The sequence below is a fragment of the Stutzerimonas stutzeri genome (assembly GCF_018138085.1).
Classification (GTDB): Bacteria; Pseudomonadota; Gammaproteobacteria; order Pseudomonadales; family Pseudomonadaceae; genus Stutzerimonas; species Stutzerimonas stutzeri_AI.
The window spans coordinates 4,297,069-4,319,731 of record NZ_CP073105.1 but is presented as its reverse complement, the minus strand read 5'-3'; the positions used below and the strand labels follow the sequence as shown (position 1 = coordinate 4,319,731).

The 22,663-nt window shown below is 60.6% G+C and carries 17 protein-coding genes; 5 read left to right on the top strand and 12 right to left on the bottom strand.

Annotated features, from left to right (window positions below):
- Positions 1 to 36: 36 nt before the first annotated feature.
- Genes KCX70_RS19840 through KCX70_RS19825 form a run of 4 tightly spaced genes read left to right on the top strand, consistent with a single transcriptional unit; the run spans position 37 to position 6,141 of the window.
- The gene (locus KCX70_RS19840) at positions 37 to 3,525 is read left to right on the top strand and encodes a response regulator (protein WP_212618574.1); all 3,489 of its coding nucleotides are present in this window, start codon (positions 37 to 39) and stop codon (positions 3,523 to 3,525) included.
- Between the two features lies 1 nt (position 3,526).
- Positions 3,527 to 4,345: a CheR family methyltransferase gene (locus tag KCX70_RS19835; protein WP_212618573.1), complete on the top strand. Its 819-nt coding sequence runs from the start codon at positions 3,527 to 3,529 to the stop codon at positions 4,343 to 4,345.
- Positions 4,342 to 4,941, top strand: coding sequence for a chemotaxis protein CheB (locus tag KCX70_RS19830; protein ID WP_212618572.1), 600 nt, complete (start codon positions 4,342 to 4,344; stop codon positions 4,939 to 4,941). Before KCX70_RS19835 ends, KCX70_RS19830 begins: the two co-directional genes overlap by 4 nt.
- A 3-nt stretch (positions 4,942 to 4,944) precedes the next feature.
- Positions 4,945 to 6,141, top strand: a complete 1,197-nt coding sequence (locus KCX70_RS19825) for a hybrid sensor histidine kinase/response regulator (RefSeq protein WP_212618571.1) — start codon at positions 4,945 to 4,947, stop codon at positions 6,139 to 6,141.
- A gap of 1 nt (position 6,142) precedes the next feature.
- On the opposite strand, the gene KCX70_RS19820 is transcribed toward KCX70_RS19825, so the two are convergent.
- From KCX70_RS19820 to KCX70_RS19795, 6 genes are all read right to left on the bottom strand, one after another.
- The gene (locus KCX70_RS19820; RefSeq protein ID WP_212618570.1) at positions 6,143 to 6,796 is read right to left on the bottom strand and encodes an HAD family hydrolase; all 654 of its coding nucleotides are present in this window, start codon (positions 6,794 to 6,796) and stop codon (positions 6,143 to 6,145) included.
- Complete coding sequence (locus KCX70_RS19815) at positions 6,796 to 7,797, bottom strand: ABC transporter ATP-binding protein (RefSeq protein WP_102853105.1); 1,002 nt, start codon at positions 7,795 to 7,797, stop codon at positions 6,796 to 6,798. Before KCX70_RS19815 ends, KCX70_RS19820 begins: the two co-directional genes overlap by 1 nt.
- Positions 7,798 to 8,038: 241 nt before the next feature.
- A complete protein-coding gene (locus tag KCX70_RS19810; RefSeq protein ID WP_212618569.1) occupies positions 8,039 to 8,851 on the bottom strand; it encodes an ABC transporter permease in 813 nt (270 codons plus the stop codon).
- Entirely contained in the window at positions 8,838 to 9,749 is a 912-nt protein-coding gene (locus KCX70_RS19805; RefSeq protein ID WP_249121670.1) for an ABC transporter permease, read from the bottom strand. The genes KCX70_RS19810 and KCX70_RS19805 overlap by 14 nt, the downstream gene beginning before the upstream one ends.
- A complete protein-coding gene (locus KCX70_RS19800; RefSeq protein WP_212618568.1) occupies positions 9,746 to 10,549 on the bottom strand; it encodes an alkaline phosphatase family protein in 804 nt (267 codons plus the stop codon). Before KCX70_RS19800 ends, KCX70_RS19805 begins: the two co-directional genes overlap by 4 nt.
- A gap of 101 nt (positions 10,550 to 10,650) precedes the next feature.
- Positions 10,651 to 11,709 carry an ABC transporter substrate-binding protein gene (locus tag KCX70_RS19795; RefSeq protein WP_212618567.1) on the bottom strand — a complete coding sequence of 353 codons (1,059 nt, stop codon included), beginning with the start codon at positions 11,707 to 11,709 and terminating at the stop codon, positions 10,651 to 10,653.
- A gap of 351 nt (positions 11,710 to 12,060) precedes the next feature.
- Between KCX70_RS19795 and KCX70_RS19790 the strand changes: the two genes are divergently transcribed.
- Positions 12,061 to 12,777 (top strand): UTRA domain-containing protein, encoded by a 717-nt coding sequence (locus KCX70_RS19790; RefSeq protein WP_102853109.1) that lies wholly within the window; start codon positions 12,061 to 12,063, stop codon positions 12,775 to 12,777.
- A gap of 236 nt (positions 12,778 to 13,013) precedes the next feature.
- Here KCX70_RS19790 and KCX70_RS19785 read toward each other — a convergent pair whose 3' ends face one another.
- The 6 genes from KCX70_RS19785 to selO form a co-directional block, all read right to left on the bottom strand.
- Positions 13,014 to 13,772 (bottom strand): hypothetical protein, encoded by a 759-nt coding sequence (locus KCX70_RS19785; RefSeq protein ID WP_249121669.1) that lies wholly within the window; start codon positions 13,770 to 13,772, stop codon positions 13,014 to 13,016.
- An 18-nt stretch (positions 13,773 to 13,790) separates the two neighbouring features.
- Positions 13,791 to 17,228, bottom strand: a complete 3,438-nt coding sequence (locus KCX70_RS19780; RefSeq protein WP_212618565.1) for a T6SS effector BTH_I2691 family protein — start codon at positions 17,226 to 17,228, stop codon at positions 13,791 to 13,793.
- Positions 17,229 to 17,242: 14 nt separating this feature from the next.
- Entirely contained in the window at positions 17,243 to 18,091 is an 849-nt protein-coding gene (locus KCX70_RS19775; protein WP_212618564.1) for a DUF4123 domain-containing protein, read from the bottom strand.
- Positions 18,088 to 20,151, bottom strand: coding sequence for a type VI secretion system tip protein VgrG (tssI, locus tag KCX70_RS19770; RefSeq protein WP_212618563.1), 2,064 nt, complete (start codon positions 20,149 to 20,151; stop codon positions 18,088 to 18,090). The genes KCX70_RS19775 and tssI overlap by 4 nt, the downstream gene beginning before the upstream one ends.
- A gap of 189 nt (positions 20,152 to 20,340) precedes the next feature.
- On the bottom strand, positions 20,341 to 20,859 hold the full coding sequence (locus KCX70_RS19765) for an Hcp family type VI secretion system effector (protein WP_021206448.1): 519 nt from the start codon (positions 20,857 to 20,859) through the stop codon (positions 20,341 to 20,343).
- Between the two features lie 280 nt (positions 20,860 to 21,139).
- Positions 21,140 to 22,600 (bottom strand): protein adenylyltransferase SelO, encoded by a 1,461-nt coding sequence (selO, locus tag KCX70_RS19760; protein ID WP_212618562.1) that lies wholly within the window; start codon positions 22,598 to 22,600, stop codon positions 21,140 to 21,142.
- Positions 22,601 to 22,663 lie beyond the last annotated feature (63 nt).

Sequence of the window (22,663 nt, the reverse complement as noted above, 5' to 3'; positions counted from 1 at the left end):
GTGTCCGTCACAGGACGGCACTCAGGAAGGAACCAGATGGGCGACTCTTTCATCGATCAGAATCACTTCCGGCGCGTCCTGAACCGCAACGTGGCGGTTCCTCTGGGCTTCGGTTTCCTCAGCGCGTTTTTCTTCAGCGTCATCGTCTATTTCCTGCTGAACGTCAGCCACTGGGTGGAGCGCTCGGTGCTGGGCGTTTCCTATGCGCACGAGATGCTGAAAGAGATAGGCGAACTGGAGGCTTCGATGCGCGGCTATCTTATCGCCGGCGACGAGGTGTTCCTGCAGCCTTATCGAACCAACCTGCCGGCGTTCGCCGAACAGCTGCGCAAGATCAAAGGCTACTCGAGCGATGATCCGGTACAGCGGGGACGCGTTGCGCGCGTTGAGCAGCTGCACCACCAATGGGTGGACTTTGCCGAGCAGGCGATCGCCCGTCGTGCGAAGAACGAATCCGTAATCGACTATGTGCGCAGCCGCCGCGGGCTGGAGCTGAAGGAAGAGCAGCGCCAGTTGCTCAACGAATTCATCGCCTACGAACGGCAGGTCAGAGGCGAGCGCACCGATACGGCGGAAATGATCTCCACGGTGCTGATTGGCGGCTTCCTGCTGTTCAGCCTGATTTTCAGCGGATTGCTGGGCTATTTCGGGCGCCGCGACCTGCTGAGCCTGTCTGACAGCTACGCCGAATCCCTCGCCAGGCAGCAGGCTCATGCTCAGGCGCTGGAAAAGCAGGCCTGGTATCGCACCGGCCAGACCCAGCTCAGCGAGTCGATGATCGGCGAGCAGGCGCTGCCGACCCTGGGGCAGAACGTGCTCAGCTTTCTTTCACGCTACCTCGACGTGGCGGTGGGCGCGCTGTACGTGACACAGGACGGCAAATTGCAGCGCGTCGCCGAGTTTGGCTGGGACAAGGAAACGCTCAACAGCGGTCGTACCCTCGAGCTGGGCGAGGGGCTGGTGGGGCAGGTGGCGCTGGAGCGTCGCATGATGCTGCTCGACAGCGTTCCGCCCGGCTATCTGAAGGTGCGATCCGCCCTGGGCAACGCCGATGCCCAGTCGGTACTGGTCGCGCCGATCGAAGACAGCGGCATGCTCAACGCTGTGCTGGAGATAGGATTTCTGCGGCCGTTGCAGGACGAGGACAGCGAGCTGCTGCGTCGCGTCGGTGAAAGCATCGGTTCGGCCATCGAGGCCGCACGTTATCGCCAGCGCCTGCAGCGGGCCTTGGCCGAAACCCAGCAGCTCAACGAAGAGCTGCAAGTGCAACAAGAAGAGCTGCGCGCCGCCAACGAGGAGCTGGAGGAGCAGTCCAACGCCCTGCGTGAGTCCCAGGCGCACATGGAAGAGCAGCAGGCCGAGCTGGAGCAGACCAACGAGCAGCTCGCCACGCAGACCTTGGAGCTCGCCCGTCAGCGTGATGAGACGGACCTGAAGAACACTCGCCTGCACGAGGTGCAGTTGCTGCTCGAGGAGCGTGCCGAGGAACTGCAGCGAGCCAGTCGCTACAAGTCCGAGTTTCTGGCCAACATGTCGCACGAGTTGCGCACGCCGCTGAACAGTTCGCTGATCCTGGCCAAGCTGCTGGCCGACAATCCGGAGGGCAACCTGAGCGACGATCAGGTGCAGTTCGCCCGTTCCATCTATTCGGCCGGCAACGACCTGCTCCACCTGATCAACGATATCCTCGACATTGCCAAGGTCGAAGCCGGCAAGCTCGATGTGCACCCCGAACTGGTATCGCTGGCGCGGATGATGGACGGCCTGAAAAGCCTGTTTCTGGCTCAAGCACTCGACAAGTCGCTGCGGTTCGAGGTGGAGCTCGGTGATGGGCTGCCGGCGAGCCTGTACAGCGATCGCCAGCGGCTCGAGCAGATCCTCAAGAACCTGCTGTCCAACGCGTTCAAGTTCACCGAGCAGGGCTCGATCACCCTGCGGGTGACCCGCCATGACGATCGCCAGCTGGCCTTTGCTGTCCATGATTCGGGCATCGGCATCCCCGACGATCAGCAGGCGGTGATCTTCGAGGCGTTCCGTCAGGCAGACGGAACCACCAACCGGCGCTACGGTGGCACCGGTCTCGGACTGTCGATCTCCCGCGAGCTGGCCCAGTTGCTGGGCGGTACCATCGAAGTCAGCAGCGAACCGGGCGCCGGCAGCGTGTTCACGCTGATCGTTCCGGAGACCTACAGCGAACCGGTCTCACCGATGCCGACCGAGCCCGAACCGATCGTGATGCAGGAGTCCCCCGCACCCGCTGCGCTTCCGGCATCCACGCTGCGGCAAGACGAGCCCGCGGTCCCTGTGCTGGCCGATGATCGCAGCGCTGCGGCCGCCAGCGAGCGCTCGGTACTGGTCATCGAAGACGATCCCCAGTTCGCCTGCATCCTGCGCGACCTCGCACGGGAGCTGAAATACAGCTGCCTGATCGCGCAAAACGCCGATGCCGGCTTCGACACCGCTGTCGAATACCGACCCGATGCGATCCTGCTGGACATGCGCCTGCCCGATCACTCGGGCCTCACCGTGCTCGAACGGCTAAAGGAAAACCCCATCACCCGTCACATACCGGTGCACATCGTCTCGGTGGAGGATCGCAAGGAGGCTGCCCTGCAGATGGGCGCGATCGGCTATGCGCTCAAGCCGGCTAGCCGAGACGATCTCAAGCAGGTGTTCGATCGGCTGGAGGCGAAGTTGGCGCAGAAGGTCAAGCGCATCCTGCTGGTCGAAGACGACGCCCGGCAGCGCGAAAGCGTGTCGCGGTTGATCGAGGACGTCGACATCGAGATCACCGCCGTCGAATTTGGCGAACAGGCGCTCGAGTTGCTGCACTCGACCGTTTTCGATTGCATGATCATCGACCTCAAGCTGCCCGACATGGACGGCCACGAGTTGCTCGAACGCATGGCACGGGAGGAGATCTGCTCGTTCCCGCCGGTCATCGTGTATACCGGACGCAACCTGACCCGCGATGAAGAAGCGGCGCTGCTGAAGTATTCGCGCTCGATCATTATCAAAGGCGCGCGCTCGCCGGAACGTCTGCTGGACGAGGTCACGCTGTTCCTGCACAAGGTCGAGTCGGACATGCCATTGGAGCGGCAGCAGATGCTCAAAAGCGTGCGCAGCCGTGAAAAGGCCTTCGAAGGTCGCAAGGTGCTGGTGGTCGACGATGACGTGCGCAACGTATTCGCCTTGACCAGCGCGCTGGAGCAGAAGGGTGCGCTGATCGAGATCGCCCGCAACGGCCATGAGGCGATTACCCAGCTGCGCGAAGTGGGAGACATCGACCTGGTGCTGATGGACATCATGATGCCCGAGATGGACGGCTTCACGGCCATGCAGGAGATCCGCAAGGACAAACGCTTCGCCAAGCTGCCAATCATTGCGGTCACCGCCAAGGCCATGAAGGACGATCAGGATCGTTGTCTGCTCGCCGGGGCCAACGACTATCTGGCCAAGCCCATCGATCTGGATCGTCTGTTCTCGCTTATTCGCGTGTGGCTACCAAAAGTGGAGCTGCTGTGACATGCCGGACCGCAACCAGGCCATCGAACTGAAGCTGCTGATCGAAGCGATCTATCTGCGCTACAGCTACGATTTCCGCGACTACTCCGGCGCCTCGCTCAAGCGCCGGATATTGCTGGCGCTCAAGCAACTGCAATGCGACAGCATCTCCGAGCTGCAACGCAAGATCCTCTATGAGCCTCAGGTGTTCATGGAGCTGCTGCAGTACCTCACCATCCCGGTGAGCGAGATGTTTCGTGATCCAAGTTATTTTCTGGCGCTGCGCGAGCAGGTGGTTCCGGTGCTGCGAACCTATCCCTCGCTGAAGGTATGGATCGCCGGCTGCAGCACCGGAGAAGAGGTCTACTCGATGGCCATTCTCCTCAAGGAGGAGGGCTTGCTCGATCGCACCATCCTCTATGCGACCGACATCAATCCGCGCTCGCTGGAGCAGGCGCGCCGAGGCATCTTCGATATCGGCGATATGCGCCAGTACACCGAAAATTATCAGCGTGCCGGCGGCAAACAGAGCCTGAGCAATTACTATACGGCGGCTTATGACTCGGCGATCATGGATAAGTCATTGAAAGATAAGATAACTTTTGCCGATCATAGTCTCGCGACGGACAGCGTCTTCGCCGAAACCCAACTGATTTCGTGCCGCAACGTTCTGATCTATTTCAACAAGCCCCTGCAGGACCGTGCCTTTGGCCTGTTCCATGATTCCCTCTGCCATCGTGGTTTTCTTGGGTTGGGCAGCAAGGAAACCGTGGAGCTCTCCGGCTACGCTGGACGCTACGAAGCGTTCGACAAGCAGGAGAGGATCTTCCGCAAGCTATGAAACACCAGGCCGCCGGCATTCCAGTCCGTTCCCCTCGACCGATAGACGCGGTGGTGATCGGCGCCTCTGCGGGCGGCCTGGCTGCGTTGAGCATGCTGGTCGACGGGCTGCCAGGCACTCTGCGCCAGGCGCTGCTGGTGGTTCAGCATGTACCGGCGGGCAGGCCGACCCAGTTGGCCGAGATCTTTCAGCGCAGGACGGCGCTGCGGGTCAAGGAGGCCGATGACAAGGAGACGGTGCGCACCGGCACCCTGTATTTCGCCGCGCCCGGGTACCACTTGCTGGTGGAAACGGACCTGAGCCTGTCGCTCAGCCAGGACGAGGCGATACATTTCTCCCGTCCCTCGATCGATGTGCTCTTCGAGTCGGCCGCCGACGCCTGGGGCGAGCGCCTTGCCGGGGTTTTGCTGACCGGTGCCAACGAGGACGGCGCGGCCGGTCTGGAGGCGATCAAACAGGCTGGCGGCATCAGCATCGTCCAGGATCCAGAAGAGGCCGAAGTGCCAACCATGCCGCTTGCTGCACTCCAGCGCTTTGCGCCGGATTATATTTTGCCCCTGCGCGATATCCATCGACTGTTGCGCGAACTGGAGTGACTCATGCCTGACCGAACGGACGAAGCGAACCTGCTGATCGTCGATGATCTACCGGAGAATCTGCTGGCGCTGGACGCCTTGCTCAAGGCACCGGGTGTGCGTGTGCATCGTGCCGAATCGGCAGAACAGGCGCTCGAATTGCTGCTGCGTCACGAGTTCGCCCTGGCCATTCTGGATGTCCAGATGCCCGGCATGGACGGTTTTCAACTGGCCGAGCTGATGCGCAGCACCGAGCGCACCAAGCACATTCCCATCGTCTTCGTCAGCGCCGCTGGACGAGAGCTCAACTATGCCTTCAAGGGGTACGAGAGCGGCGCTGTGGATTTCATGCAAAAGCCGCTGGATATCCACGCGGTGCGTAGCAAGGTCAGCGTGTTCGTCGATCTGTATCGTAATCGCAAGCGCCTGGCGCGCCAGCTCGAGGCGCTCGAGCGTAGCCGTCGCGAGCAGGAGGTACTGCTCGATGAGCTGCGCAGTACCAAGGCCGAACTGGAGGCTGCGGTGCGCATGCGCGACGACTTCATGTCCATCGTCTCGCATGAGCTGAAAACGCCCCTCAACACGCTGATCCTCGAGGTTCAGCTGCGCAAGCTTCAGCTGGGGCGCAACAACCTCGCAGCGTTCAGTGAGGACCGGTTGCGGCAGATGGTCGACAAGGACGAGCGACAGATCCAGAGCCTGATCCGGCTGATCGACGACATGCTCGACGTGTCGAGGATTCGCACCGGCAAGCTGTCGATTCGCCCGAGTCGCGCCGACCTAGGCAAGCTGGCGGCCAGCGTGGTGGAGAACTTCGCGCCGCAAATGGAAGCCAGCGGTTGCACGCTGCTGTTCCAGCGGCCGGAGCCGATCATCGGTGTATGGGACGAGTTTCGTATCGAACAGGTACTGGCGAACCTGCTGACCAATGCCATGCGTTACGGCGCGGGCAAGCCGGTGCAAGTCAGCGTCAGCGCGACACCAGAGGGTGCATGCATCGAAGTGCGCGACCAGGGCATCGGCATCAGCCAGAAAAGCCTGGAGCGAATCTTCTGCCAGTTCGAGCGCGCCGAGGGCAGCGAGAGCAGCGCCGGGCTCGGGCTTGGATTGTTCATCGCCGAGCAGATCGTCAAGGCGCACAACGGCCGCATTCAGGTGGTGAGCGAAGAGGGCAAAGGCGCGCTGTTCCGGGTGCTGCTGCCGCTGAACGCCGAATCCTGATTCAGCGCCAGGCGAGCACCGGCCACCCGCGCGCCTCGGCCTGTTCGCGTAACAGCGGATCGGGGTTCACCACGTGCGCATGCGCCACTTGCTCAAGCAATGGCAGGTCGTTGATCGAGTCCGAGTAGAAATGCGCGCCGTCCAGCGATTCGCCCGCTGCGTCGGCCCACTCGCGTAACCGCGTCACCTTGCCTTCTCGGTAGGTCAACACGCCACGGGTATTGCCGCTGTAGAAGCCGTGCTGCTCCTCCAGCTGGATCGCCAGCACTTCGTCGATACCGAGCCGTTCGGCGACGGCCGCGACGAGAAACTCCGCCGATGCGGAAATCACCAAGATGCGGTCGCCGGCTTTGCGATGCTCGGCGAGGCAGCGCATGGCGTCGCTATAGATCAGCGGCTCGATAACGTCCTCGACGAAGGGCTCGACCACGTGGGCGACTTCTTCGGCCGTGCGGCCCACTAGCGGCGCGAGGCTGAAGGCCATGTAGTCCTCCATCGCCAGCCGGCCGAAGGCGTACTCGGCCATCAGCTCGGCATCCTTGCGCAGGAAGGATTCGCCATCCACCCAGCCAATCTTGGCCATTTCGTGGGACCAGAGGCTGGCGCAGTCGCCGTCGATCAGGGTTTCGTCCAGGTCGAAAATTGCCAATGCCATCAAGCCACCTCGTGAATTGCCGAAGCGTCGATGGTAAGGCTTACCTGGCGGCCGTGGGGATAGAGATCGGCCGGGGAGCGGTTGAGCACGTCAACCAGCAGCTCGACATTTCGCGCTTCGACGCGGTAGCGAATCACATTACCGAGCAGGCTGTGGCTCTTGATAACCCCTGAGATGCCATCACCCATTACGCCGCTTTCGCTCAGCACGATGGCTTCCGGGCGGATCGCCACCTGGGCGCTGACCGGACGTTGCAGCAGGCGCGTGGCCAGGTCAGGGGCGAGCAGGTTGTAGTTGCCGATAAAACCGGCCGCGAATGCATCCGCTGGCGCGGTGTAGAGGGTTTCGGCATCGGCACTCTGCACGATCCGTCCGGCATTCATCAGCAGGATGCGGTCGGACAGGGTCAGCGCTTCCTCCTGGTCATGGGTGACGAAAATGGTGGTCAGCCCCAGCTCCTGCTGAATCGCACGGATCTGCTCGCGCAGGTGCTTGCGGATGCGGGCGTCCAGCGCGGAGAGCGGCTCATCGAGCAGCAGCAGGCGCGGGCGGGTGACCAGCGAGCGCGCCAGTGCCACGCGCTGGCACTGGCCGCCGGACAGCTGGCTGGGGTAGCGGCGGGCGAAGTCGTTCAGCTCGACCATCTCCAGCACCTCGGCCACGCGCCGGGCGCTTTCATCCCGCGCGACCTTCTGCATGCGCAGGCCGAAGGCGACGTTCTGCTCCACGGTCATGTTGGGGAACAGCGCATAACTCTGGAACACCATGCCGATCTGGCGTTTCTGCGGGGCCAGCGGCACCAGGTCCGCGCCGTCCAGCAGGATCTGCCCGCCATCCACCTCGGTAAGCCCGGCGATGCAGCGCAGCAAAGTCGACTTGCCGCAGCCGGACGGGCCGAGCAGGGTGATCAGCTCGCCCTTGGCGACTTCGCAATTGATATCGCTGAAGACCCGGGTGTCGCCAAAGGCTTTATGCAGGTTGCGGATGCTGAGAAAACTCATGTCGGCCTCGTTGAAAAGTCGTCGGGTAAGAGCGTTGCATGGGCAGGTGTAGCGCCCCTGTAGGAGCGAGCTTGCTCGCGAACCATCACGGCGAATTCCTTTCCCGATTCAATCGCGTCGCCGCCCAGTAAACACCGGTCCTGTAGGGTGGGCTTCAGCCCACCGTTTGTCTGGTGGGCTAAAGCCCACCCTACGAAACTGCGGTTGGCATCAATCAGCCTTGTCCGGGCGGCGTTCCGCTTCAACCCACCGCCTTGTCCGTGCGCTCACGATTCAACCGGGTCGCCGCCCAAGTGAACACCAGCACGAAGAAGAAGTAAGAGATCACCAGCGCACTGTTGAAGTGGCCGCTGCTGTTTTTCATGTTGTTCAGGTACACCTGCAGGGTTTCGTAGCGCGTGCCCACCAGCAGATTGGCAAAGACGAATTCGCCGAACAGAAAGGAGAAAGACAGGAACAGCGACACCATCAACCCCTTGCGCAAGTTCGGCAGCACGACGAGGAACGCCGCCTTCCAGGTGCTGGCACCGAGCAGGTGGGCGGCGTCCATCAGATCGCGCAGGTTGATCGCCTGCAGGTTGTTGCTGATCGCCCGGTACATGAACGGCAGGGCGATGGTGAAGTAGGCGCCAATCAGGATCCACGGCGTACCCACCATCGCCAGCGGCCCCGAGCCGTACAGCTGCAGCAGCCCGACCGAAGACACCACTGGCGGCACCGCGAAGGGCAGCAGGATCAGGATGTTCATCAGGCCATCGAGCTTCGGGAAGTGGTAATGCACCACGAACAGCAGCGGCAGGATCAGCACCACGGCCAGCGCCAGAGCACCGAAGCAGACCAGCAAGGACTGGCCGAAGGCGCGCAGGAAGCGCTCATCGCTCCATAGCTGCAGATACCAATCGAAGGTCAGGCCGTCCGGCAGGATGGTCGCCGACCAGCTGCTGGAGATCGAATACAGAAAGGTCGCTGCCAGCGGCAGCAGCAGGATCAGGAACAGCAACCACACCACGAGGCGGTGGTAGAGCTGGCCGCGTCTGGCGTTAGCGGCTCGCATGGTAGCTTCTCTTCAGCAACAGCTGGTGCGCCACAGTGATCACCGCCATCAGCCCCACCAGCACCATAGCCAGGGCGCTGGCCATGTTCGGGTCCAGCGAGATATCACCGGACACCATCGCCGCGATGCGGATCGGCAAGACGTTGAAGTTGCCGGTGGTGAGGTAATAGACGGTGGCATAGGCGCCCAGCGCGTTGGCCAGCAGGATGACGAAGGTGCCGAGCAACGCGGGCGTCAGCACCGGCAGGCCGATATGGCGCCAATAGCTCCAGGTTCCGGCGCCAAGCAGAGACGCCGACTCGCGCCAGTCCTCGCGCAGCGCGTCGAAGGCGGGGTAGAGCAGCAGCACGCCTAGCGGAATTTGAAAGTATGTATAGAGCACGATCAGGCCGGTCTTGGAGTAGAGGTTGAAGTCCTCGATGATCCCGGCCTGCTTGAGCAGGATCGTCAGCGCCCCGTTGAAACCGAGCAGAATGACGAAGGCGAACGCCAGCGGCACGCCGGCGAAGTTGCTGGTCATGTTGGAAAAGGCCATGACGAAGTCGCGCAGCCTGGAGTCGACCTGACGCAGCGAGTAGCTGCCGAGAATCGCGATGACGATACCGAACAGGCTCGACCAGAAGGCGATCTGCAGGCTGTGCTTGATGGCTTGCAGGTAGAACTTCGAGGCAAAGATCTTCTGGAAATTGGCCAGGCCCCAGCCCTCGGGTGTGTGCAGGCTATTGATCGTCACCCAGAGCAGCGGGGCGATCTGAAAGGCGAAGAAGAACAGGGCGAAGGGCAGCAGGCAGAGCAACGCCAGGCGCTTGCTGCGTGGCGCGCGACGGCCCGTGGAGACTGGCGTAGCGCTGTCGCGTATGGCGGCAGTTTTGAGGTTGTTCTCGAGCGGCGCGGTCATTTCAGCAGCTCCCGACACGCCGGTTTGTCATGCGTTACGCCGAGCAGCTCGCACAGCGTGCCGCACAGTTCGGTCTGTTTCGGCCGCGCCGCCGCGTCGAGGCTGAACGCCGAGCCGAGGACGAACAACGGTACCTCGCGCTCCTCCGGCAATAGGCCATTGTGGGAGCGATCGTTGTTCATGCCGTGGTCCGCCGTGACCAGCACCTGATAACCAGCCTCCAGCCAGCGCTGCAGGTACTCGGCCAGCAGGATGTCGGCGCGGCGTGCCGCGTTGCGGTACTGAGACGAATCCAGACCATGCTTGTGGCCGGCGTCGTCGATGTTCATCGGGTGTACCAGCAGGAAGCCCGGGTCATGTCGCAGACGCAGGCTTTCCGCGTCGGCGAACAGATGTGAATCCGGGTAATGATCCTCGAAATAAAAGTGCCCGTACTGGATCGGCAGCTCGGGAGTCTCGCTGTGGCGGTCGCGTGCCGCGTGAAACGGCGCGCGGTTATACAGCTCACTGACCCAGTGATAGGCCGCGGCGGCCGTTCTCAGCCCGGCGTCGCGGGCGTAGTGGAAGATGCTCCGTTCGGTGGAAAGCCGCACCACATCGTTATGCACGATGCCGCTGTCGATGGGCGGCACACCGGTGAGGATGCATTCGTAGAGCGGGCGGGACAGGGCCGGCAGCTCGCAGTCGAGCCGGTAGAAGGCGCCGCGCCCGGCGGCGCACCAGGCGTGCAGGTGACCCATGGCATGCTCGGCCACCGAGTGGCTCAGGCCGTCGAGGATCACTAGGATGGCTTTGCGCATGGGACGTTCCTGTTGAGGCTGCGCCGTAGGGTGGGCTTCAGCCCACCCTACGAAGGCGAGGCGGTTCCGGTGGTATTAGCCCACCCTACGGGGTCCAGCCGTCACTCCATCTCGATGATCACGTTTTCCTGCCATTGCTGCGGCAGCGCCTTGGAGGTCGCTTCCCAGGCTTCGGCATTCTTGATGGGTTTGACTTTGGCGTACTGCTCGTTCGGCAGCAGCTTGGCCTGCACCTCGGCCGGCAGCGTCAGGTGCTCGGCGCGAATCGGCCGCGCGTTGCCCTTGGCGAGGTTGATCTGCCCTGCGTCGGAGAGGATGTATTCGCGCGCCAGCTTGGCGGCGTTGGGGTGCTTGGCCCATTTGTTGATGATCGTCGTGTAGCCGGAAATCACCGAACCATCGGAAGGGATCAGCACTTCGAAGCGACTCGGGTCGATCTGGTCGCGGTAGGACAGGCCGTTGAAATCCCAGACCACGCCGACTTCCACTTCACCGCGTTCCAGCGTCTGGATCGTCGGGTTCGACAGAGACAGGCGGCCCTGCTTGGCGATCTCGGCAAAGTAGTCCAGGCCCGGCTGAATATTCGTCTCGTCGCCGCCGTTGGCGATGGCCGCAGCCAGCACGCCGTTCACGGCCTGCGCGGCGGCGCTGACGTCACCGATGGCGACCTTGTATTTGCCATCCTTGAGCTCGGCCCAGGACGTCGGCGCCTTGTCGACCAGCTGCTTGTTGATGATGAAGGCGATCGAGCCGGTGTAGGCCAGCAGCCAGTGGCCGTCCTTGTCCTTCGCCCAGTCCGGGACCTGGTCCCAGGTGCTCGGCTTGTAGGCTTGCGTCACGCCCTGCTGCACGGCGATCGGCCCGAACGCGGCACCGACGTCGCCGATGTCGGCCGTGGCGTTGTCTTTCTCGGCGGCGAACTTGGCGATCTCCTGGGCCGAACTCATGTCGGTGTCCATGTGCTTGAGACCGTATTGCTTCTCCAGGTCCTGCCAGGTGTCCTTCCAGTTGGCCCAGCTGTCCGGCATGCCGACGCTATTGACCTCACCTTCCGCGCGCGCCGCCTCTTCGAGGCTCTTCAGGTCCGTTTGTGCAGCGTTCGCCGATGTCGCCAGGGCGATCGCTGATCCCAGCAGTGAAGCCAGCAGCAGTCGTTTCATCAGAAGCTCCTTTCGCAGGTCGTTGGTCTAGATCAGCAAGACTGGAGCCAATCTAGGGGGCGCAAATGACAATTTGATGTCGTTGCCTCCGCCGCCGCCCGTAAGAGCGACACCGCGACAGGAGTGCCGTAGCAAGCCTAGCTCAGGCTGAAGGCCTTGCCCTGCCGGCGTTGCGGCTTTTTTAATAGTGTGGTGCAGGTCGATCGGTTACGCCCGTGCACCGCTTTCGGTATCCGCGTCTGTCATGAACTCTTCATTTGGCCGGCCTAGGCTGGCCGGCGAATAAAGAGAGGATAGGGAGCGCGAAATGTGCTGTTCTGGTGCTGGACTAGTCCAGCAGGGGAGACGCTGATGCGTGATGAGGCACCGCGAACAGTGACCGCGATCTGTCGCGCATTGCAGGAGCAGATCGGCCACGGTCTGCTGCCGCCCAGCGGGCAATTGCCGTCAGAGCGCAAGCTCAGCGAGCTGTTCGATACCACCCGCATCACGCTGCGTGAAGCGCTCGGTCAGCTCGAATCCCTTGGCTTGATCTACCGCGAAGACCGTCGCGGCTGGTTCGTATCGCCACCCCGGGTGCTGTACAACCCGCTGGTGCGCAGCCATTTCCACGCCATGGTGGGGGAACAGGGTCGGTCACCCGCGACCGAGGTCCTATCGGCCAGATTGCAACCCGCGACGGCAGACATCTGCGCGCGCCTGGAGCTGCCAGCGCTATCGAGTGTGATCCAGATCCGCCGCGCCCGCCGCATCGACGGGCGGCTCGTGCTGTACGTCGAGCATTATCTGAACCCCAGCTATTTTCCAGGCATTCTCGACCACGACCTGACCCGCTCGCTGACCGAGCTATATGCCAGCGAATATGGCATCCACTACGGCCGCGTACGCTTCGACATGGTCCCCACCGCCCTGCACCCCGAAGCCGCCACAACCCTGCGCACCGCCCCCGGCAGCCCAGCCCTGCGCATCACCCGCCTCAACCGCGACCAGCATGACCGGTTGATCGATTGCGACGTGGAGTACTGGCGGCATGATGCGATTCATGTGTGTGTTGAGGTGCCGGAGTAGAGGCCGGCCGTTAGGGCGGGTTTGGCCTGCACCGCCAGTTTGCTTCGCTCAGCGATGGCTCGTTCCTGCCCGGGTGAGCGTTTGGTCCTCTGTGCATTCGGCAGAGCTTGGACCATTCGGCTAACAGAGTGGTGGGAGGAGATAATATTCTGACTAATCATTCATTCGGGTATGGGCAATTGGGGAAACGACCGGGTCTTTAAATAGAACAGTGTTGGGCTTGCCGTCGGTGGTTTCTAAAACTGTAAGACTTCTACTTTTTCGCGTGTGTGAGGAGTGTTTGTATTTTTTGAAATTATGGTTTTGACAGCGGTTTCAAAATCTTTTTTATGGCAGAAGACGTATGTCCACCATGGTAGCGTCTTGTTGATGCTTTCGTTGAGCCATTCGTATTCCAGACTTATTAGGTGGCGCGATCTGTCTATGTAAATGTGCTTTATTTCATCCCACGTAAATACATTGTGCCTGTAGAGGCTATGCATTTCTTGGAACTGCTTTGAGTTTGCCAGTCCTAGATAAAGTAGACCCATTCCGCCGGGGCCGGCGAGTGCTATCCAAAATGCCGATGGGTCAAGTGCAATGACAAATAGTATGGCGATAGCCGCGATAATTGTCAGCCATTTCAAGGCGATCATCCAGCCTTTGCCAGGGGCTTTCCATTCGCAGACCTCTATGCCTGTTTCGGTCAGGCGATAAGCGAATTTTGTCTTTTGATGAGTTGTGCCATATATGGCGGTCATGGTTAATATATAAAGCGGTATGCCTATTGCTATAGATTTTGAGGAGTTCTGGTTAAATATCTCACCCATCCATCCAAAGAATATAGTTGCAAATAGGAAAAGGAAGAGAAACATGGCATTTGCGATTTTCGTATTGTAGTGGCGCGCCTTGATCTTCCACTCCAACAAGCCAGATTGGCTCGCGTGCTTCCACTTATGGTGGTCTGGAAGTTCGATAGGCTGATTCCAGGGAAGAGCCTGCAGGACTTTGTTCAAGGTACTACTCATAAGCAATCATTCACTCGTATGTGGCACCTGCAGGGGGAGTAATCGGGTGCTTTGTGAAGAGAGAACCATATCGGTATTGGGTTCCTTGCCGAAAGCATCGCTTTTCAGATCCGCCTCGGAGGACGAGGCGCCTATATCCACGCGGAATATGTAACCCTGGCCGTTGGCGCTTTCCAGTATCTGCTCCGGGTAGCGAACTTCCAGCTCCAGCACGGGGGGGCGCTGGTAGGCGATCCAGGTTTGCCATAGGCGGTGTTGCGTATCCTTGGGGTAAAAGGTGTCGCCGGACAGCGGCCCGTTGGGGCGCTGTGCAGGCGGCTGGCCAAATTGCTCGATGGGCGCCCAGTGCCCTTCGAGGAACTGGTCGTAGAACTTGTCTGCCATGCCTTGCATCAGGCTATCGGAAAACCAGCCGCTGTCGACCATGGCCGGTTGCAGTTTCACGGCTCTTCCCGCCAGTTCGGACGGTAGCAGGAGCTGTAGCCAGAAGCCGGTATAGATGCGCGGGCCACGCCCATAGTAAGGTAGGGTGGAGGCGCGAGCCGCCAGGCTGGGGCGCATGCTGATTTCCTTCAGGGTGCGCAGTTCGTCTTTGTGATCCTCTTCGCTGTGCGTCCAGGTGGGAGATTTGCCCCAACTGCTGCGATATAGCCAGAGCCGCAGGCCTTCGCGCTTGTACTGGTTGGCTATCATGCTGGAAATAAGGTAGATCACGCCGAGCAGCGCGATGATGATGGTCACCGGGTTGGACATGACCCAGGCGAAGCCGAACCAGAAGCCCAAGGCACTGCCTATGAGTTGGCCGCCGGCAACTGTCGTCATTGCCATCAAGGTATACATTTTTACGTTCAATGCCGCTTCTTCGGCTTTACCAGTCGCCTTATCCACATCCTTTGAAACCTGCCAGGCTTCCACTCCCGCAGCGATAGCGCCGAATGCAGCCATGCCCATGGTGCGTAAGACGAGCTGCCGAGCCAACAATGAGGCTTCAACTTCGCCAGTTTTAAGCCAAGCCCCTACGCCCGCCCTTGCAAGTTGAGCGGTATTCCGACCAATTGCTTTTTCAAGCTTGGCCCATTTATTCCACGCCGGTACTGTCCAGAGCGCCATCAATGCGTTGGCGGTATAGGCAGCGTTAGCCCCGACCGTTCGTAGCTCATCCTCACTGAAAATGCCGTCATTGCGCGCCTTATCCAGGCTGTTGATGAAGTTCCAAACATTCAGACCTGCGACCAGAACGGGCAGGCTGCCACCGAGTTCCTGATTGACCCAAAGGCGGCTGCGGGCCGCATAGCCAGCGGCATTCTTTGCCTTGAGCTGTAGCTGTTCAAGTAGCTCCGATTGGCCTAGTGTGGACAGCCATGCCTTCACTTGGCGGGTTTGTGTGGTTTTGATGCGTGTTTCTTTGGCAATTGCTCCCACAACCTCGTTCGGTCTTTGCAGATTGAGTGTGTGGAGTTTTTGCTCAAGATCTTGTAGCTGGATACGTGCCGAGCGCTTGTCCGTCCCTTTTCCTGGGAGTGCGAGGCTGCGTTGCAGGCCCTTTATGTTTTTGTTCAGTTGGGCATATTGCATCAGCCATTTACGATTCTTCTTAGCAAATGCAGGATCGCGGATCAGTTGGGTTTGCATGGATATTTCGGTTGAAACCAGCACCTGGGTCACGCTGAAAGCAAAAATGCGAACCTCGGGAGCGAGTTTCGTGCTCAAGGCCGGCAGCAGGACGAAAGCCATCAGGTTCCAGCTGTCTTTGGCTTTTTGCCCCACCACAGTGCGCAAGGTCTCGAAGGCACGCTTGCCGGGTTCGGAAAGACTCTTGTACAGGTTGCTACCTTGTACGCTCGGCAGATCGAGTACCGATTTCACCTCGCTGGCCCGGCTGGCTTCACTGGTGATGTCGGAGAGGCCGCCGTGAGCTTGGCCGCTGCCGTCGCCCTGCTGGCCCTGGTTGTCGATGGTGCCGTGAGTGGTGAAGTTGACGGAAATCTTGTCGATCAGTGCGGAAAGCTCGGCGCTGAAATTAAATAACGCAAGGCCCGCCAACGTGGTGGGTTTGCCGTACTGCTCACATAGCCATGTCTTACCCGTATCGCTCGCGCCCAATTGCTCATAGAGGTTAGCCATGGTTTCCAGTAGTTCAGTTGATTGCTGCTGGTGGCAGGGGTCATAAAAAACCTCCTCCGCCTTGGGGCTGAGATTTTTCAACCAGGCGAGCAGATCGCTTTCGCTGCGTTGTATATGCGCGTTGAGGCGCTCCATTTCATCGGAGCGCTCCTGTAGGTAAGTCCAGGCCTCTTCGAAGCGAACGTCCTCGCGCCAGGTCTTTTTCTGTTGCCATTCGTCTACCAGTCCGCGCCAGTCTTTCCCCGAGGGTGAGGTTCCCCAGTTTGTACGGAACTGCTGTTGGGCCTGCTGCACTTTCAATGATTTGAGTGTCAGGGTCGCGTCACTGCCACTGTGATTAAGTAGCTGTGCTTCGCTATCGAGCAGGCTGTGAGCGTCTCTGATGAAAGCTTGCTTGCGGCTTGGGTTAGTCGATACCGATTTGGGCATGAAGGGGTCTAGTTTGACGCCGCAAAGCCCCTGGATAAGGGTGGCGCTGTTGATCTTGTTGGCATGCTGCGTATCAGCCGCTGCCAGTTCCAGCCAGCGCCCCTGCAGATTCATGGCCAGGTCATCAACGATGGCCATGGGGTCGTCCAGAGCGACAAAGAGGGCACTGTCCTGGTCGGGCACGCTGCCCAGGATCAGCGCTTGGTCGATAGGTTTCTTGCAGGGTCGGGTGGTGTCTTCTTTGTTCGATGCTACAAGACAGCTTTCGAAGGTTGGGGCTTCTCCTCCTGCCAGGATATCGGCGACAGCGCTACCGAGTTCACGGATTGGCGCGGCGTGTGTCGCCTGCATCTGGCTACAGTACTGTGGCAGGTTCAGTGCGCGCATCCATCGCTTCTGCTCTTGGGGGTTGATGCGCATTTTTTCGCACAGGCGCCAGGTCCACTGAACAGGCGCGTAGGCAATGAGCAGGTGGCTGCGCTTTGGGTAAAGCAGATAGGGTTTGCTGTCACCGGGGTTGTTTCGCTCATCCTTGCCCAGTTGTGCACTACCCCATTGATGGCGGATGAATTGGTGGCCATTTACTTGATATTCGTGAAGGGTGCGATCAGTTTCATTCCAAACATAAAGCCAGCCGTCACGGAGCTGACGCAGGGTATAACTACGCGTCTTTAGCTTCGGCAGGTGGCTGCTGGACCAGCCTTTTGGCAGCGGGTTTGGACCTTTAGCACTGCCGCGTGCCGGTGACTCATCTATCGCATAGCGAACGGGATGGATTGCAATTTCACCCGCCTTCAACGGGCACTGGCCGTTTGCATTGGCGGGCTTGTTCTCGAAGGCCTGATTGCGTTTGGCTTGTTGCAGCGCTTTGTCAGAAGTTGTCGTGCTCATGGAAATCCGTTCCTTTAGCCGGCAAGGCAATCTTCATCCAGAGCTTGAATACGTCGCTCTGGAGGCAGTTTCTGGGCGTCTGGCACCTTGGCTAGCCAAGCTTGGTAGGGGCTATCGAGGCGTGTGGTGAAGTCGTCTCCCCAGCAGACGCAGCGCTCGATCCAGATAGCAATGCTCTGTTCATTGACCAGCCCCCAGGCTTCGGCATCTAGCAGGCGCTGTTCCAACCATGGATCTCGCTCTTGTTCGGCAAGGATCGATAAGGTTTGTGGGTAGTCTTCGTTCAACCAGTCGTAGAGGCGTTCCTTGAAGCTTCGCCGATAGGCCTGTTCTAGGGCCTGAACCTGATCATCGGCGAGGTGGTTGAGTTTGCCCTCTAACGTCGGGCTGTGTGGTTGCGGACGATAGAAATGCCATTCGACTGCTACCGAGGGCGCCCACCTTGGGGGGGATAGTGGAACGAGCCATTCACCGATGGGGCCCAACAGGCTTTGATAAGCGGACGAGGGATAGCTGTTCAACCAGTAAGAGGCCACCAGTGGGTCAGCGAAACGGAAGAGGCTGTAGCTACCAAAGTCGTCCGTGACGGTGATGTACTGGCTCAGGTGATCGGCGACATCGTTCAGCGGTGCCGAACTCTGTAGCTTGCTGGCCTGACGCTGAAGAAGAGGGTTGTGTTGCCATTCATTGAGCAATGATGAATGCGTATCTAGCCCTACCAGAATCGGACCGATTTCTTTGACGCCGTCCCAGCGGGTGCCGTTGTAAAGTGGAATGACCTCGATATGCTCGCCTGCTGTATAAAGCCATTGCAGAGCGTCCTGGCGGAGCACACCATCTACGAGCAAGAAGTCTCGGCTCATGCCCCGGCCTCCTGGTTGGCTCGCTCGCAGATCTCACAGCGTGGAGAGGCTCGTAGTAAAGCTTGGCGCTGCGCAGGCACTAGGAGCTCGCCTGCCTTATCCGCGTCCGCCGATTTCACCACGCCCGGCTGGACCGGCGCTGCTCCCGACCCCTTACCCGGACTGCCGCCAGAGTTGACTCTGACCACCGGCCCGACCATGGTGATGCCGCCTGCATCCAGCTTGATAAAGCTGCCCGCGGCCTTGAAGGTCAGTTCGCTGCCGGCTTCGAGAACGACTTTCAGGCCGCTGGATAGATGGATTTCGTTGCCGGCTTCGATGAACTGGCTGGTGCCGATCTTGATGTGCTGGTTGTTGCCGACAGTCAGGTGGTCGTTTGCTTTGATTTCGCTGCGGCGATCGGCGTGTGTGGTGCGGTGTTCTTCGGCGCGGAACTCGCTGTAGCTGTTGGCTTCGATGGTGTCGTGGCGTTCGTGGCCGACGCGGATCTTCTGGTCGTGCTCGATGTTTTGGTCCCAGTCGCGCTGGGCGTGGACGTAGATCTGCTCGGCACCCTTGCGGTCTTCGATGCGAACTTCGTTGTAACCAGCGCCGCCGGGCGAGCTCAGGGTCTTGAAGACGCTACGGGTCTTGTTCGCGGGCAGTTCGTAGGGAACCGCGTTTTCCCTGTGGTAGAGACAGCCAGTGATCAGTGGTTGGTCGGGATCGCCCTCGAGGAAGGTAATCAGTACTTCCATGCCGACGCGGGGGATGGCGATACCGCCGTATTGATCCCCGGCCCAACTCGATGAAACGCGCAGCCAGCAGCTGGTTTTGTTGTCGGCCTGGCCATGGCGGTCCCAGAAGAATTGCACCTTCACACGGCCATATTCATCGCAGTGGATCTCTTCGCCGGGCGGGCCGGTAACCACCGCGCTCTGGCTGCCAAGGATGCGTGGCTTGGGGTGATCGAGCGTGGGGCGGAAGGGGACGCTCCATGGGGTGACGGTGAAGTGGTTGCGATAGCCTTGGATGAAGCCGGTGTCGTCGACCGGGTCTTGCGCTCCGTAGGGTGCGGAGTCGGTGACCGACTCTTCCAGCACCTGCGGTTGCTTGCCTTCATGGCGAATCTCGGTGAGCAGCCATAGCTGATTCCAGTCGCCGCGCGGGTGTTCGCTGAGCGAGAGGAAATGGCCACTGACCAACAGCGGCTGATCGCTAGCGCCTTCGGCTAGCTCGAAATCGTGGCGGTGTCGTTCCAGGGCGCGACGGGACAGGTGCTTGCCGCGCTCGCGGTCGACGAAACGGCCGGGGTAGTCGTAGTCCTCGAGGTCGGGTTGAATGCTGCTATGAACCGCCGCTTCCATCGTCAGGCGGGGTTTCTCGAAGTCATAGTCGCGGCGGGTAACGCGGCTGGTGCGGGTTTCGACGCGCACGCCGAAGCGCTTGATGACCGGCTCATCGGCGACCAGGCCGCTGTCCTGCTGGTAGGCGACCGGGGCCAGCGTCGGGAACACCGTCTGGTCATCGCCAAACACCAGCATATGGCCGGTTTCGCTGTGTCGGAAATGGTAGTGAATGCCTTCTTCCTCGCACAGGCGCTGGATGAAGTGCAGGTCGGTTTCGTCGTATTGAACGCAGTAATCCCGCTCGGGATAGATCACCGGGCCTAGGTCGAAACGATGGCTGTCGCCGGCGAGAATGCCGTGCTCTTCGAGTACCCGGGCGATGATCTGCGGCACCGAGAGGTGCTGGAAGATACGCTGGTTGGTCCGGTGCGTCAGATAGGCAAGCCTGGGGACGAGGACCAATCGGTAGCGCGTCAGCCGCTTGCCGGATTCGCCTTGAGCGGCGTGATGGATCTGGCCATGAATGCCGGCACCACTCCCGGCGAATGCCAGGAAAGCGGACTGCTGAAGCAGGCTCTCCAGATCGATATGTGGATGCTCGCTGACCAGCTCCAGTTCGAAGCGGTAGGGCTGGCTGATGGCTTCGTGGCCGCTGAACTCAAGTACTTGAAGGTCGTGCTCGATGCCTTCGATGTGCAGGGAAAAGTGCGTCTGGTTGGCGGGGGCGAACATCCTTGTTCCTCCTGGATCCGTCCATGATGTGCGCCAGGGCGCATGCGGGGGCCTGATGTACCACGCATCGACGGCGTTGCGGTGCGCTGGGTCGCGCATTGCTGCGCCGCGGTGTCAAATTCTCTTACTGCTTCGCAAAAAAGCTTCAGCCGGGACGTGCCCGGCCGAAGTCCTGGATGCGCTATCGCCTTAGCTGGCGATCGGGGTGCGCCAGTCGTCGGAGCCGGACGTGCCGGAGACTTCGTGGGTCCAGACGATCTTGCGGTAGGTGAAGTACACGTCTTCCAGATGGGTGAAGTGCGACATGTTCGGGTCCTGGCAGTTGGGCATGCGCGACTGCACGTCGACGATCACTGCATCTTCCAGTTCGATGGTGAAGTAGTGCTCCTGAGTACCGGTGGAGGAGGTGCGGTACCACTCCAGGCGGCACTTGTTCAGGCGCTCGCCGGAGGTCAGGGCGTTGAAGATCAGCGGCGACGACTTGTCGAACACCTTGGTGATCATCAGCGGCTTGTGTACGCGCTGGCCGGTGGGCTGGCCCGACTGCGGGTCGCGCGGGATGATGACCTGATGCTGGAAGGCCTGCACCAGAATCTGGTCTTCGTGTCCTTCCTGGAAGATATTGCCAACCGAGTCCTCGGTGAAAGTGCCAGCAGTGATAAGGCCTTGCTTGGTGCCTTCGAGTGACAGATACGCGGGTGTTGGCATGAACGCTCTCCTTGCCTTGTTGAATGCCGGAATGGCATCGAAACAGTTACAAGTGGCGTGCCATCTTGGATAAACCCTTTATTTTCAATAGGTTGTGAGCTGAGTGGGTGGCGCGCGAAGCCGCGCTGGGCCGTTGCTCACATTTATCTGGGCAACATCCTGCCGGCACCTGCGCAAGATCTGGCGCACCCCTGTGCGGGCCCCGTTATCGGCCGTATCGCGGCGATAGGGGCGGGTCGTCGAGCTGCGACCTGCGCAGCATGTTGCGCAAGCCCGAGGCTCAGGACGAACAGCTGATTTCCAGGTGCTTGCCCCATTCCGGTGGTCGCTCGGCGTAGTGCTCCATGCCTGGCTGTTCGTCGTAGGGACGGCTAAGGACCTGATGCAGTTCACGCACCGGGCCGTAGTCGCCGGCTTCGGCCGCCTCGATGGCTTTCTGCGCCAGGTAGTTGCGCAGGATGTACTTCGGGTTGGCGGCGTGCATGCGGGTCCGGCGCGCCTCGTGGTCGATGCCTTCCCGTTCGCTACGTTGGCGGTAGGTCGCCGCCCAGTCATCGAAGACTTTGATATCGAGAAAATCCTCGCGCAGCCGAGCCAGCGCCTGTTCCGTCGGGCTGTCGCCGAGCTCGCGGAAGAAGCGCGTGTAGTCGATGGCGCTGCTCTGCATCAGTTGCAGCAGGCGTTGGATCAGTTCCTTGTCGCTCTCCTCGGCGGTTTGCAGGCCCAGCCGCTTGCGCATCAAGTCGAGCCAGGCCGCTTCGTAGATCGGCAGGAACAGATCCATGGTCGCGCGTAGTTGGTCGATGGCGATGAACGGCGTCAAGGCCTGTGCCAGCGCGGCGAGGTTCCAGTGAGCGATCGGCACCTGATTCTCGTAGGAATAGCGGCCGGCATGGTCGGAGTGGTTGCAGATGAAGCGCGCATCGAAGTCGTCGAGAAAGGCGTAGGGGCCGAAGTCGAAGGTGATGCCCAGGATGGACATGTTGTCGGTGTTCATCACGCCGTGGCAGAAGCCGTATGCCTGCCACCGAGCGACCATCTCGGCGGTGCGCTCCAGCACTTCGCGGAAGAAGGCCTGGTAAGGCTCGGGATGCTCTAGGCATTCGGAAAAGTGGTTCTCGACCACGTGATCGAGCAGCTTTTTCAGTTCGTCGTGCCGCTTGGTGTAATAGAAGAATTCGAAATGGCCGAAGCGCACATGGCTCTGGGCCAGGCGCATCAGCATCGCGCCGCGCTCCTGACGCTCGCGGTAGACCGGCGTATCCGAGCCGGTTACGCAGAGCGCGCGCGAGGTAGGAATGCCCAGCGCATGGAGGTGCTCGCTGGCGAGAAATTCGCGAATCGACGAACGCAGCACAGCACGGCCATCACCCATGCGCGAGTAGGGCGTCAGCCCGGCGCCCTTGAGGTGCAGGTCCCAGTGCTCGCCCGCCTCGTTGATCACCTGGCCAAGCAACAGCCCACGGCCGTCGCCCAGTTGCGGGTTGTAGCTGCCGAACTGGTGCCCCGAGTAGACCATGGCGCGGGGCTCTGCTGTGCTCCAGAGCTTGTGGCCGGAAAACAGCTCGGTGAACAGCGGGTCTCCGGCCACCGCCGGGTCGAGGTCGAGCAACGCCATCGCGGCCTCGCTGGCCACCACCAGGCGCGGATGCTCCAGCGGCTGGGGCGTGATCTCGGTGGAAAACACATCGCCTAGCCGGGCGAAGCGGTTGTCGAAATGCAGCTCGGTCAGCGTCTTCACGGCAGCTCCGGAATAGGGCATTACAGCGTCCGATTACGGGCGCACTCGAATTTTGGAGGCCAG

Excerpts from the sequence above, each read along its gene's own strand:
- KCX70_RS19790 (WP_102853109.1), top strand. The coding sequence starts at position 12,061 with ATGCGTGATGAGGCACCGCGAACAGTGACCGCGATCTGTCGCGCATTG.
- KCX70_RS19835 (WP_212618573.1), top strand. The coding sequence starts at position 3,527 with ATGCCGGACCGCAACCAGGCCATCGAACTGAAGCTGCTGATCGAAGCG.
- KCX70_RS19840 (WP_212618574.1), top strand. The coding sequence starts at position 37 with ATGGGCGACTCTTTCATCGATCAGAATCACTTCCGGCGCGTCCTGAAC.
- KCX70_RS19805 (WP_249121670.1), bottom strand. The coding sequence starts at position 9,749 with ATGACCGCGCCGCTCGAGAACAACCTCAAAACTGCCGCCATACGCGAC.
- KCX70_RS19780 (WP_212618565.1), bottom strand. The coding sequence starts at position 17,228 with ATGAGCACGACAACTTCTGACAAAGCGCTGCAACAAGCCAAACGCAAT.
- KCX70_RS19825 (WP_212618571.1), top strand. The coding sequence starts at position 4,945 with ATGCCTGACCGAACGGACGAAGCGAACCTGCTGATCGTCGATGATCTA.
- KCX70_RS19810 (WP_212618569.1), bottom strand. The coding sequence starts at position 8,851 with ATGCGAGCCGCTAACGCCAGACGCGGCCAGCTCTACCACCGCCTCGTG.
- KCX70_RS19795 (WP_212618567.1), bottom strand. The coding sequence starts at position 11,709 with ATGAAACGACTGCTGCTGGCTTCACTGCTGGGATCAGCGATCGCCCTG.
- KCX70_RS19830 (WP_212618572.1), top strand. The coding sequence starts at position 4,342 with ATGAAACACCAGGCCGCCGGCATTCCAGTCCGTTCCCCTCGACCGATA.
- KCX70_RS19765 (WP_021206448.1), bottom strand. The coding sequence starts at position 20,859 with ATGCCAACACCCGCGTATCTGTCACTCGAAGGCACCAAGCAAGGCCTT.
- tssI (WP_212618563.1), bottom strand. The coding sequence starts at position 20,151 with ATGTTCGCCCCCGCCAACCAGACGCACTTTTCCCTGCACATCGAAGGC.
- KCX70_RS19800 (WP_212618568.1), bottom strand. The coding sequence starts at position 10,549 with ATGCGCAAAGCCATCCTAGTGATCCTCGACGGCCTGAGCCACTCGGTG.
- KCX70_RS19815 (WP_102853105.1), bottom strand. The coding sequence starts at position 7,797 with ATGAGTTTTCTCAGCATCCGCAACCTGCATAAAGCCTTTGGCGACACC.
- KCX70_RS19775 (WP_212618564.1), bottom strand. The coding sequence starts at position 18,091 with ATGAGCCGAGACTTCTTGCTCGTAGATGGTGTGCTCCGCCAGGACGCT.
- KCX70_RS19820 (WP_212618570.1), bottom strand. The coding sequence starts at position 6,796 with ATGGCATTGGCAATTTTCGACCTGGACGAAACCCTGATCGACGGCGAC.